The sequence below is a fragment of the Olleya sp. KJ81-1 genome, assembly GCF_055808135.1.
The window spans coordinates 2,755,781-2,768,964 of the sequence record NZ_CM147854.1 but is presented as its reverse complement, the minus strand read 5'-3'; the positions used below and the strand labels follow the sequence as shown (position 1 = coordinate 2,768,964).

Annotated in this window: 12 protein-coding genes; 1 reads left to right on the top strand and 11 read right to left on the bottom strand. The window is 31.8% G+C overall.

Annotation, left to right across the window (positions count from 1 at the left end):
- Positions 1–19: 19 nt before the first annotated feature.
- The 11 genes from AC0L3M_RS13005 to AC0L3M_RS12955 form a co-directional block, all read right to left on the bottom strand.
- Positions 20–823: a universal stress protein gene (locus AC0L3M_RS13005; RefSeq protein WP_473431037.1), complete on the bottom strand. Its 804-nt coding sequence runs from the start codon at positions 821–823 to the stop codon at positions 20–22.
- 10 nt (positions 824–833) lie between these two features.
- A complete protein-coding gene (locus AC0L3M_RS13000; RefSeq protein WP_473431036.1) occupies positions 834–2,411 on the bottom strand; it encodes a SulP family inorganic anion transporter in 1,578 nt (525 codons plus the stop codon).
- Between the two features lie 88 nt (positions 2,412–2,499).
- Positions 2,500–2,742, bottom strand: a complete 243-nt coding sequence (locus AC0L3M_RS12995; protein ID WP_292943037.1) for a hypothetical protein — start codon at positions 2,740–2,742, stop codon at positions 2,500–2,502.
- 103 nt (positions 2,743–2,845) lie between these two features.
- Entirely contained in the window at positions 2,846–3,601 is a 756-nt protein-coding gene (locus AC0L3M_RS12990) for an SH3 domain-containing protein (RefSeq protein ID WP_473431035.1), read from the bottom strand.
- A 70-nt stretch (positions 3,602–3,671) separates the two neighbouring features.
- Positions 3,672–5,456 (bottom strand): BatD family protein, encoded by a 1,785-nt coding sequence (locus AC0L3M_RS12985; protein WP_473431034.1) that lies wholly within the window; start codon positions 5,454–5,456, stop codon positions 3,672–3,674.
- Between the two features lie 26 nt (positions 5,457–5,482).
- Positions 5,483–6,322 carry a tetratricopeptide repeat protein gene (locus AC0L3M_RS12980; RefSeq protein WP_473431033.1) on the bottom strand — a complete coding sequence of 280 codons (840 nt, stop codon included), beginning with the start codon at positions 6,320–6,322 and terminating at the stop codon, positions 5,483–5,485.
- A gap of 57 nt (positions 6,323–6,379) precedes the next feature.
- A complete protein-coding gene (locus AC0L3M_RS12975) occupies positions 6,380–7,417 on the bottom strand; it encodes a VWA domain-containing protein (RefSeq protein WP_292943026.1) in 1,038 nt (345 codons plus the stop codon).
- An 89-nt stretch (positions 7,418–7,506) separates the two neighbouring features.
- Positions 7,507–8,511 carry a vWA domain-containing protein gene (locus AC0L3M_RS12970; protein ID WP_473431032.1) on the bottom strand — a complete coding sequence of 335 codons (1,005 nt, stop codon included), beginning with the start codon at positions 8,509–8,511 and terminating at the stop codon, positions 7,507–7,509.
- Positions 8,511–10,184 (bottom strand): hypothetical protein, encoded by a 1,674-nt coding sequence (locus tag AC0L3M_RS12965; protein WP_473431031.1) that lies wholly within the window; start codon positions 10,182–10,184, stop codon positions 8,511–8,513. The genes AC0L3M_RS12970 and AC0L3M_RS12965 overlap by 1 nt, the downstream gene beginning before the upstream one ends.
- 28 nt (positions 10,185–10,212) lie before the next feature.
- A complete protein-coding gene (locus AC0L3M_RS12960; protein ID WP_145005405.1) occupies positions 10,213–11,079 on the bottom strand; it encodes a DUF58 domain-containing protein in 867 nt (288 codons plus the stop codon).
- A 60-nt stretch (positions 11,080–11,139) separates the two neighbouring features.
- The gene (locus AC0L3M_RS12955; protein ID WP_028283944.1) at positions 11,140–12,141 is read right to left on the bottom strand and encodes an AAA family ATPase; all 1,002 of its coding nucleotides are present in this window, start codon (positions 12,139–12,141) and stop codon (positions 11,140–11,142) included.
- 160 nt (positions 12,142–12,301) lie between these two features.
- Here AC0L3M_RS12955 and AC0L3M_RS12950 point away from each other — a divergent pair, with 160 nt between their 5' ends.
- The gene (locus AC0L3M_RS12950) at positions 12,302–13,177 is read left to right on the top strand and encodes an aldo/keto reductase (protein WP_473431030.1); all 876 of its coding nucleotides are present in this window, start codon (positions 12,302–12,304) and stop codon (positions 13,175–13,177) included.
- The last annotated feature ends 7 nt before the right edge of the window (positions 13,178–13,184 follow it).

Here is a 13,184-nt window from a genome sequence, read left to right as displayed (position 1 = left end):
ATTTTAATATTATTAATGACTACTTATGTAGCATTTTTGATTGTTGTCCTGCTAGTAATAATGAAACATTTAGTTTACTTATTACACTTTTAATGTTAGTGTTAGACTTTTGCTGCTGGGCATTATCAAAACACATTAGATTAATTTTGCTTTTTAAAGCGTATTTTGAAACATTATCTACTGCACCATCTCCTTTTTCAAATACATACTCTACCGTTTTATTATTAGCTGTTGTATTTGATTGCGTTAACTTAGACACTATTTTAAATGCTTTAATAGGCTCATTGGTTTTACTAATCAATCCTTCAATAAAATTAGTGTCCGATGCTTGATCGTTTGTATTTAAAACACCCAACATTGCATCTTGATTTGGTTGCAACGATTGGTTTGGTGCTGCAATCATAATTGATCCTTTGTGTGTTTTTAAAACATAATCTGTAATATTATCTCCCATAAAGTTAATGGTTTTAGATTTTCTTTTACCTAAAACAATAATATCAGGTTGATAGTTTTTGATATATGCCTCAATTTCGAATTTTATATTACCAATAGCAACATCATATCCAATATTTAATTGATATTCCTGACAAACAGGTTTAATCAGGTTTTCAATTATTTTATTAGTTGAAATATGCTCCTCATTAATGGATCGCATAGCAGATAATTGGCTTTCTCTTTCTACAATGTCAGTCGGTTTTTTAACATGAAATAAAGTGATGTCTCCATCTAACATTCTTGCTAAACTTACCGTACTTATCAGTTCTGATGTTGCCGACTTATTTAAATCTGAAAGCAACAATATTTTATATTTATTGTTTTTCATGATTTAAAATTTAGGCTGATTTTGGTCTTAGTTTAAAAAACTCGATAAAACTATCTGGATTTTCAACTATACCACGTTCTGATATTAACTGAATATCAATATTTCTTTCTTTAGCTTTAAATGCAAAATCTTCTAATATTTCGATAATATCGTTATCTAAATATCTAGTTTTTCTAACGTCAAGCTCTAAATACGTGTCTTTTGGTAAGCTATCTAATTCTTTTAAAATAGCACCTTTATTGAAAAAAGTAACTTCTTCAGCAAAAGTCATTTTAATTTTATGCTTTCCGTTACTATTATCTTCGATGTGTAAAAAGTGTGAGTTTTGGTAGCTTTTAATTAATATTACTACAATTCCGACTAACAACCCTAAACCAATTCCCCATAATAAATCAATAAAGACAATACCTGCAACTGTTACTACAAATGGTACAAATTGCTTCCAACCCATGTCATACATTTTTTTGAATAAACCTGGTTTTGCTAGCTTATATCCTACAATTAATAAGATTGCTGCTAAAACAGATAAAGGAATCATGTTTAACAATTTAGGAATTAATACTACTGAAATTAATAATAAAAAACCATGAATAATAGCAGACATTTTACTACGACCTCCTGATTGGATGTTTGCAGAACTACGTACGATTACTTGTGTAATTGGCAGACCACCAATTAAACCAGAAATGATGTTTCCTGTTCCTTGAGCTAACAACTCTCTATTAGTTGGCGTTACGTTTTTATTTGGATCGATTTTGTCTGTTGCTTCAACACATAATAAGGTTTCTAAACTTGCAACTAATGCAATTGTAAAAGCAACTACCCAAACCTGAGGATTTGTTATTGCTGTAAAATTAGGAAAACTAAACTGTCCTATAAACGAGTCTAAATCTTCTGGAATTGGAACACTAACTAAATGTGTGTTAGCTATACCTAAACTAGAGCCTTGTGTTACAACATAAAACACAATACCTAATACTACTGCTACTAAAGGTCCTTGTACAATTTGAAACACTTTACCTTTTTTAGACAATACTTTATCCCATAATAATAAAATTGCTAAACCTATTAAACCAATAGTCATTGATCCCATAGTAATGTTATCTGTAATATTTAATATTGCAGAAAACGTATTTTCTCCTGACGTTTCTATAAAACTATCAGCACCTTCAGGCTCTGCATCGTAACCAAAAAAGTGAGGGATTTGTTTTAAAATGATAATGATTCCAATACCTGTTAACATCCCTTTAATTACTGATGACGGAAAGTAATATCCAATAATACCAGCTTTTAAAGCACCAAATACTATTTGAATAATTCCTCCTAATACAACTGCTACTAAAAAGTTTTCATAACCTCCTAAAGTTCCAATTGCTGTTAATACTATTGCTGCTAATCCTGCTGCAGGACCACTTACTCCAATTTTAGAACCACTTAAAGCTCCTACTACAACTCCACCAATTATTCCGGCAATTAGACCAGAAAAAAGTGGCGCACCACTTGCTAAAGCAATACCTAAACATAAAGGTAATGCTACAAAAAACACGACTATACTCGCTGGTAAGTCATTTTTTAATGTTTTAAACATATATAAATTCATTTGTACCAATAACAGTTGTTATTGGTAATATTTTAATAATTATTTTAAATGGACCAATAGTCCGACTAATTTATTATTAAATGAATTCGGGAGGTGGGGAAATTAAATTAAGGTGCGGTTTAGGATAGGTTTTAAAGTGGTAACCTAAATACTTATTAATACTAGAGGCTTCATAAAAGGCATCTTCTGTGTCTTCTAATACAAAAGTCAAGTTTACATTTTTGTGCTCTTCCTCTTCTTCTGACAAACTATAAAACACAGATACATCCACAGTATCATCCATAGCAATAATTATAGATGGAGCTGTTATAAGCGCCAAAAATAAAATTGTAAAGAAGATGGAAACTATCTTTTTATGCATATTTGTCTAAATAAGAAAGGCAAATATATAACTAAAGTACGATTTTAGTGTTAAGGAATAATTAAAAATTATTTAACAGCTTTATGTCATTAGATAAAATCCAACCTGTTTTACCGTCTGCTAATTTAATTTTTTTCCAATCATTTATAGTGTCTAATACTTGTACTTTAGTACCTTCATGTAATACAAAAGCGTCAGTCCCTAAGCTATTTGGCTCAGTTTTTACCTCGCTTTTTTGAGCAAATACTATTGCTGGATTATCTTTTTTGTCTAATGTCTGTTTTTGAAACGCTAAACCTAAACTTATTAAAGATAAAAATAAAAACACGACACTAGAGCTAAAAGCTGCTCTTTTACGAGTGGTACTATCTGTAAAATAGTATACCAAAAATAACACTACAAATGCTAAAATAAAGCCTATAGCTATTTTAGCCCAATCATCAAAAGCAAAGGCATTGGTTAACTTATTAAAAAATCTAGACATACCTAATTGCGGAACCTCTTGTATGGCATCCACAGTCATGTTTTTAGCATATGCGATGTTGTTAAGTATCTCAGTGTCGTTGGGTTTTAACTGTAACGCTTTTTCATAATAATAAATGCTAGGTGCTATATTATTTAACTTATAATGTGCATTAGCAAGATTGTAATACAACTCTGCAGAGTGCTGTTTGGTGTCTAATATTGCTTGGTACTTTGTAATAGCATCTTCAAATTTACCCTCTGTATATAACGCATTGGCTTGCTCAAAAACGGATTGGTTTTGTGCCACCAAGTTTCCTATGAAAAAAAATAATATGTAAAGTAAATGTTTCATGTAATCCGCTTTCTGCCTTAATATATTTTACCTAAAATGAGTCAAATCTAGCTTTCAGTATGTATTAACATTACTTAATCTGTTTGTCTATTAAATTGATTGTAGTTGCTGCTTTATCGTAATCTTGCTGCATTGTAACATTAGTAATTGGCGTATACCTTGCTAATTCGCAATTTTCTAAAATCGCTTCAAAAGCTACAATCACCTGACTATCTACTTGTCTATCGGATAATAATTTTGCAATCTTTTCTTTGCTTAAATCTGAGGTTTCTATATTAAGTCTCCCTTTAAGATAATTGTGCAAAGCTTTTTCTAGCGCAACATAAAATGCTTCTTTTTGACCTAGTGCTTTTTTAGCTTCAGTTAAATACTTTTTAGCCAACTTATCTGCTTTACGTTTTTTGTTACCTGTTATATCTGCCGATCGCTCTTCTCGTTTTCTTCTGTAAAACAAGGCTAACGGAATTGCTAATAAAGGTCCTAAAAGACTAGTCCAAAATATAGTTGAGTTTAAAAAAGTATCGGATTGTATAGCTGTAAAACTTGAATCTGTTTTTATAAAAGCGAATTGATTTTCATTTAAAACGACAGGTTGTTTACCATTACTAGACACAGGTAATTTGTTATCCGCTTCTGCGTAAACTGGTCCTTCTAATACATTTATTACTATTTCGTCAGAGCTAATTTGCTTATATGTTTCGGTTTTTAAGTCGAAATAAGAAAAACTAACTGGAGGAATCGGAAACTTACCTTTATATTGAGGCACAACAGTATATAGGTCTGAAATATTACCTTGCATGCCTGCCATGTTGGTTCTAACATTTTCTTGGTGTTCCGGCTCATAAACCTCTAAAGTACTTGGTGTTGTTAACTTTGGCAGCTCAAATAATTTTAAATTTCCTTGACCAGAAACCTCAATTTTAGCCTGTAGAGATTCCGTTGCATTAAGACTATTTTTTGTTGTTGTCAAACTAAACACAAAATCACCAACTGCTCCTGTAAAATTATCTGGTTTACCCTCTTCTGGTAAAGGTTTTACATTAATTGTTCTAACGCTTGCAGTAATTGTTCTGTGTGCTTGTGTTTTTATACGATTACCAAAAATGTCTCGTCTATTGGTTGGCACGTCTATAGTAAGATCCAAACTTAATGGCTCTAAGACTAATTTCCCAGTTTTTTGAGGATATAAAACGGTTTTACGTAGTGTTACAAATCTATAATCTTCACCTTTATAAGTTCCGTTTTGAGCTTTTATTCTCTGATCATCCATGCTCTGGCTCCAAAAACCATTATAAACTGGACTTTCAATTTCTCTGTAATTACTAATTCCAACGGTTGGCGAAACGTATAACTTATAAACAACACTTATGGGCTGGTTTAGATAAGGATTAGTATTAGATACTTCTGCAACTAAATGGATATGTTCTTGTAATAAATAATCTGGATCGTTTGGATCTTCAGGCTTCTCAATAGCTTTTGTAACTGTAATACTTATTGGTGATGTTTTATACTCTTGACCATCAATCTCGATTTTAGCTTGATTTATAGAAAACGTACCCATTTGTTTAGGCGCTAAAAAGTAACTGTAAATTTTAGTAAAACGTCTTGTTTTACCATTCCAAGAGTTGCTAACCGATTGATTTGGTCCACCAACTACAATAAAATCTGAAAAACTAGGTGGCACAAAGTTGTCACCATCTTTATTCATTTGAAAATCAACACGCAAACGCTCATTTAAGCCTAATCTTTTTTTACTAACTTTTGCTTGAAACTGAACCGCATCTTCATCTTGTGCAAAAGTAAAACTTGTTGTACAGGCTAATAAAAGGATACATATGTGTTTCAGTAATTTCATCTAATTAATACAATATAAAATGTTAGTTACCAATCTTTATCTGTTTGTTGTTTTACGCCTTTAACCTTTTCTGCATTTATTTTTTCCTGTACTTTTTGCTCTTGGTTATTCATGGCTTCTAGCAAGTTTTTTATTTGCTGTGGTGACATTTGACCTGGTTGTGGTTGATTTTGTTCGTTTTTTTGGTCACCTTCTTTGGGATCGTTTTGTTGATCATCTTTAGGATTACCATCTTCATCCTTATCTTGATCACCTTCTTTTTTGTCTTGCTCTCCTTGATCCTCTTTATTTTTATCTTCTTGCTCTTTCTCGTTATTTTCTTTTTGATCTTCGTCTTTATTTTGATCTTTATCTTTATCGTTTTCTCCGTCTTTATCGTCTTCCTGAGGCTTGTCGTCCTCTTGCTGTTTTGCACACTCCTTTGCTAATGCAAAATTATAGCGCGTTTCATCATCTGACGGATTGTTTCTTAAAGCGCTTTTGTAAGCTTCAACCGCTTCTTTGCACTTTTTTTCTTCCATTAGTATGTTTCCTATATTATGGAAGGCTTTATGTTTTTCTTCTTTAGACGTGGCATTTTTAGCTGCTTGCTGATGTCTGTATAATGACTCTTCAAAGTCTCCTTTTTTAAAATACTGAGTCCCTAAATTATAGGCACCTGCTGCTTGCTTTGGCTGTAAAGATAGTGCTTTACGGTATTCCATTTCGGCTTCAATAAAATCGTCATTATTTGCTAAAGTATTAGCTTGAGCAGTATAACCTTGAGCTTCTAACTTTTGTTTAATTATAGCTTTATCTTCCGTATTATCTTGGGCTAAGATTGATAGGGATACCAATAAAAATATGTATGTTAAAAAGTGTTTCATTTAAATTAAATAACTCGCAAATATACTAAAGGCTTGCAATTGTTGATGTTAAGGGTTTTATAAATTCTCGTTAAATAGATTTAATTTTTTCAGCCAAGCTGTTTTTCTTTCTAACAAGAAAATATCTATAAAAAGTAGTAAGATAGCTAAACCTAAAAACCATTGAAATCTACTTTCAAAATTAGCGACTTGCTTAGCTTCAAATTCTGTTTTATCCATTTTATTTAAAATGTCCGTCATTTGATTTACAACTTTGTCTGTTATCGCACCATTTATGTAAGTACCATTTGCCTGATTAGCTATGTTTTTTAAAGTGTCCTCGTCTAGTTTAGTAATAACGGTTTCGCCTTGCTTATCTTTTTTATAGTTAAGTAGGACTCCGTTACGTCTTAAAGGTATTGGTCCTCCATTAACGTCTCCGACACCAATTGTGAATATCTTTATGCCTTCCTTACTTGCTTCTTCTGCAACTTGTACAGCAGCTTCACTATGGTCTTCTCCATCAGACAAAATTACTAAAACACGATTTGTCTGTTGGTCATCGTCGTAATAGGTTTTTGCAAGGTTAATTGCCTCATTAATTGCAGTACCTTGAGAGGATAGCATATCAGTATTTAGATTTTGCAAAAACATTTTTGCTGCAGAATAGTCTGTTGTTATTGGTAATTGCGGAAATGCTTTTCCTGCGTAAGCGATAATACCTACACGATCGCTACCTAGTTTATCAATAATTTTTGAGACTAATTGTTGTGATTTTTCTAATCTGTTTGGCTTAATATCTTCTGCCAACATACTTTTAGAAACATCTACCGCAAACACAATATCTACACCTTCTCGTTTTACAGTCTCTAGACTTGTACCAACTTTAGGGTTTACTAAAGCTAAGGTTAAACTTGCAAAAGCTAAGCATAAAACAACTAATTTGAGTACCGATTTAAATATTGATTTATTAGGACTAAGTCGCTTTAAAAGCGTTGCGTTTGCAAATCTTTTTTGTGTTTGCTTTTTCCATAATAGTAGCAATAAAAAGAAGAGCACTAATACCGGAATTACCAGTAGTGTCCAAAACCATATTTTTTCTTCTAATTGAAACATTTATTTTTTATTTTAAGCTAACCAACATTACTATTTATGCTAACTATCTTTTTATTTTAAACTTTTTACAATTGCTTTATACTGATAATTTATATAAAGCTTCTAAATAGTGTTATTCTGATTAAAAACTCAATTAACAATAACAATCCTGCAATCCAAACAAAGGGTCTAAAATGCTCTTGGTAAGTTGTAAATTTAATTTCATCAATTTCTGTTTTTTCAAGCTTATTAATCTCAGTATAGATTTGCTCTAATTTTTGATTATTAGTCGCTCTAAAATATTGTCCTCCAGTAACTTTAGCAATATCTTTTAGTAAATCTTCATCAATTTCTACTTGAACTCTGTCATACTGAAACCTACCATTTGACAACGCAGACACTGGTGACAAAGCCATACCATTAGTACCAAGACCAATAGTATATACTTTTATATTAAATTCTACAGCCAGCTCGCTAGCAATTTTTGGATTTAACACACCAGAATTATTGACTCCGTCTGTTAATAGTATAATGACTTTACTTTTAGCTTTACTATCTTTTAATCTGTTAACAGCTGTTGCTAAACCCATTCCAATTGCTGTACCACCTTCAATAATAGTATTGTATTTAATATCCTCAAGTGAATTTAACACTATTGACTTATCACTAGTAATTGGTGTTTTTGTGTAACTTTCTCCTGCATATTCCACCAAACCAATTCTATCATTTGGTCTTCCTTTTATAAATTTTGAAGCCACATTTTTTAGTGCTTCTAACCTATTAGGTTTTAAATCTTTTGCTAACATACTTGCAGATACGTCAATTGCCATAACAATATCTATACCTCTAGTAGTTTTGGTTTTTGTGTTAGTCTCTGATGTGCGTGGTCTTGCTAATGCAACTATTAAAACACCTAAAGCTAAAAGGCGCAAAGCAAATAGTAAATGTTTTAATTTTGGCAGCCAAGAATTAGTAATTTTAAACCCTTTAAGGCTAGATATTTTTAGTTCTGCGTTTTGCTGTTTGTGCTTAAAAACATACCAAACTATTGCTAATGGTAATGCCAGTAACAGCCAGAAAAATTCTTTATTTAAAAATGTAATTCCGTCTAACATTAGTCTTCTTTTTGATTAAGTTCTACAGACGCTAAAACACGCTCTACAACTTGGTCTAAATAAATATCATCCTTTAAATATGTAATTAATATTTGCTGAGTTACATCTTTATTAGCAAAACTTAAAATTACAAATTGTCCATTTACATAATCCTCTTTATCGTCATCTATTGGATAATCAAATGTTCCGGATGTTTTAACACCTTCTGCTCCATTTGGAGTTTTAAACTTGTCTTTGTTAGAAATTATATTTCTTCCACCATCTGCCTCAATAGCTTTTAAATTATCTTCAATAGCTTTTAATACATTAGTTTCTGGAGAAGGTGCATCTTCTTGATCTGGTGCGCTTTTAACTACTGTAGATGTGATATCTACGGTAAACTTATCTTCTAGTTCATATTTAAAACTAGAGATTTTTATTTTATCGATTAAATCGTCTGGTATTGCTACTTCTTCACGCTTTAAAACTTCTGGAGTAGATATAGTTATTGGTGGAAAACCGTAATCACTATCAACCCAACCGCCTTCTAACAACTGTTTTGTGTCCTTTTGAAAAATAGTGTCTACGACATAATTAAAACCATACCTGTAACTAAATGCTGCAAATGTTAGTCCCAACATAAAAATAATGGCAACGATGGTCACCCATATTTTTTGACGAAACTCCTTTTTTTCTTGTTGTTTTTTATATTCTAAATCTAAAAGTTTTTCTTCTTCTGAAGCTTCTGGTAACGCTTCTTTTACATAATCAATTTCTTGATCAATTACTGTTCTATCAATTTTTGCTAACTCTACGTCTGGAGCAGACTTTGCAAACTTAACTAAATCGGCACGTTTTAAAACCGACTCAATTTTTTTAATATGGTCTTTTGTTAATTCTATTTGATTACCATCACTTAATACTTCTAAGCGTGTAATTAGCTCATCTGTAGTGCTTTCTAACGCTCTGTCGTAAACTTTTTCGTCTAAATATTTACGGATTGCCAAGGTTAACTCTGAGTAATATTCTTTGTACTTATCGTAAGCTAAATAATTGCTTTCGTCTAATTTTTGTAATGCTAATTTTGCTCTATCATAAGGTGGTAGTAAAGCTATTTGCTCCTCTTCTGTTAAAGGTTTTTTACGCCATACAAACCAGTAAATTAGAAATCCAATTAGACTTACTATTACTAGTGCTAATAAAACATACTTCCACCAATCACTAGCTGGTTTTTCAACCGCTATCATAGGTTTGATGTCGTATAATTTTTGTTTTGTGGTGTCTACAACAATGTTATTAACTGTAACTAATAACGAGTCTGTTATATATTGCTTACCTGCAATAATTATTTTTTGTTTAGGAATAACGTATTGACCAGAATCAAATTGGGTTAATCCATATTTTTTAATCAACTTATATTTAGCTTGTTGCTTTGTTGTATCCGTTTTATATGCCTCAATCATTTCTAAAGGCATAAAAGTTTGACCAACCGGAAACACAACGCTATTTACAGTATCAGTTTCTACCTCAATCTTATAAGTAATTTGTTGTCCAATTTTAATGGAAGTAGAATCTATTGTAGCTTTAACTTGTGAAAAAGAAATGAATGGTAAAAGCAATAAGGTAAAAGCAATAAGACCTATACTTATAGTCTTAATTGTACCCAACCTATTATAATTTATTTTTGTATTCACTGTTAAGTTTTTACTTTACTCTAATTAATTATCCTCTAGTTTTAAAATAACCTAATAGTTTTTTTACGTAACTCTCATCTGTTCTGCAAGCTAAACTACCTGCTCCAGATTTAGCAAAACTATCTTTATAATAGGCTACTTTCTGGTTATAAAACTTAGCGTAATTATGTCTTACTGATTTTGATCCTGTATTGACTAACATTAATTCGCCAGTTTCTTCATCTTCCATCTGGACCATTCCTAAATTAGGAATACTAGCCTCGTGTTTATCAAAAACCCTAATCCCTGTAATATCATGCTTTCCTGCAGCTATTTTAAGGGTTTGTTGGTAATCGTCTGCAATAAAATCACTCATTACAAAAACAATCGCCTTCTTTTTCATCACACTACGCAAAAACTTTAAAGCTTCGACAATGTTGGTTTGTTTGCTTTTAGGCTCAAATTCTATTAAGTCTCTTATGATTCGTAAAACGTGAGAACGCCCTTTTTTGGGTGGTATATATAATTCGACTTGATCGGAAAATAAAATCAATCCAATTTTGTCGTTATTTTGCGTTGCAGAAAAGGCTAATGTTGCAGCAATCTCAGTAACAATTTCGCTTTTAAATTGGTTTTCTGTACCAAATAATTCTGATCCAGAGACATCAACCATTAACATCATGGTTAATTCTCTTTCTTCTTCAAAAACTTTAATATGTGGTTGATTAGTACGTGCAGTAACATTCCAATCTATATTTCTAACATCATCACCATATTGGTATTGTCTTACTTCAGAAAAAGTCATACCTCGACCCTTAAAGGTTGAGTGGTACTCTCCACCAAATATATGATCAGACAAACGACGTGTCTTAATCTCTATTTTTCGTACTTTTTTTAGTAATTCTTTAGTATCCATTTTTTAAGTATGCAGTGTGCAGTCTTGAGTTTACAATTAAAAAAATTAGTAATAACTCAATTATGGAACTTCAATTTCGTTAACTATTTTATTAATAATATCTACAGACGTTACATTTTCGGCTTCAGCCTCATATGTAATTCCAACTCTGTGACGCAACACATCATGCACTACAGCACGCACATCTTCTGGTATTACATAACCACGACGCTTTATAAATGCATAACATTTTGCTGCTGTAGCTAGATTAATACTTCCACGTGGTGAAGCACCAAAGCTAATTAACGGTTTTAAATCTGCTAGTTTATAGTTTTCTGGATAACGTGTCGCAAAAATAATATCTAAGATATATTTTTCAATTTTCTCATCCATGTAGACTTCTCTAACTGCTTCCTGCGCTTTTAATATTTGCGCTACAGACACGACAGGATTTACCTTGTCCCAATTACCTTTTAAATTAGCACGCATAATCAGTTGCTCTTCGGCTTGTTTAGGATAATCTATAACCGTTTTTAGCATAAAACGATCCACCTGTGCTTCTGGCAAAGTATACGTTCCTTCTTGTTCTACTGGGTTTTGAGTTGCCATTACTAAAAATGGCTTATCTAATTTAAACGTTTCGTCTCCAATGGTCACTTGCTTTTCTTGCATGGCTTCTAACAAAGCAGATTGTACTTTTGCTGGTGCTCTGTTAATCTCATCCGCTAACACAAAATTTGCAAAAATCGGTCCTTTTTTAATAGAAAAATCGTTCTCTTTCATATTAAAAATTAAGGTTCCAACAACATCAGATGGTAATAAATCTGGTGTAAATTGTATACGACTAAAACTAGCATCAATAGCCTGAGACAATGTATTAATAGCTAGTGTTTTTGCTAATCCAGGCACACCTTCTAACAAAATGTGTCCTTGTCCTAATAGTCCAATTAATAATCGCTCGACCATGTGTTTTTGTCCAACGATAACTTTATTCATTTCAAGCATTAGTAAATCTACAAATGCACTTTCCTTTTCAATTTTCTCGTTAATCGATTTAATATCAATTGTACTTGTTTGTTCCATTATGTAATATTTTTAAAGGCAATGAACTATCTATTCTAATTCAAGTGGTGCAAATTGTTAATTTTTTTATTGCAATCGTGTTAATAATTGGTTAAAAATAGGGTGTTTATTAGACTTTTAAGAGTAATTTATGTTTTACTTTTATTGAAGATTTTAAACTATGACAAAAAATAAGTACTCTCAAGTAATTGCCGGAACCATGACTTGGGGAAAATGGGGCAAACAATTAGACCAAAAAGAATACATAAACCTAATGCATCATTGCATTAATAATCAGATTACTACATTTGACCACGCAGACATTTATGGCGATTATACAACTGAAGCAGAGTTTGGTAACGCTTTCGCGGAAAGCAATATAGACAGAGACCAGATACAGTTAATTTCTAAATGTGGAATAGAGTATATTGGCAATGCACGTCCGCAATTAAAAGTTAAACATTATAATTATGGCAAGGATTATATAATTTGGTCTGCAGAGCAATCCCTAAAAAACTTAAAAACGGACTATTTAGATTTATTATTACTGCACAGACCTAGTCCTTTATTACAAGTTGACGAAGTAGCTGAAGCTGTTACAACACTAAAACAACAAGGTAAAATAAAAGCGTTTGGAGTCTCTAATTTTACACCTTCTCAAACCAATTTATTATCTCAAAAAATTGATGTTTCTGTAAATCAAATCGAATTTTCTCTGACTAATCATACAGCAATGCATGATGGCACATTGGATGATATGTTACTAAACAATATCAAACCTATGTGTTGGTCCCCTTTAGGTATAACTTTTAAAGAAGACACAGAACAAACAAGAAGAATACATAAGCAATTAGCAGTATTATCGCAAAAATACAATGCTACTGAAGATCAATTACTTTTATCTTGGATATTAAAACATCCTGCCAACATCACACCTGTAGTTGGCACCACAAATAGCAACAGATTATCTGGCGCAATTGCAGCAACAAAGATAAATTTAGAATTGGAAGATTGGTTTTTAATTTTAGTTGCTAGTCAAGGACATAAAGTACCTTAAAAATTAA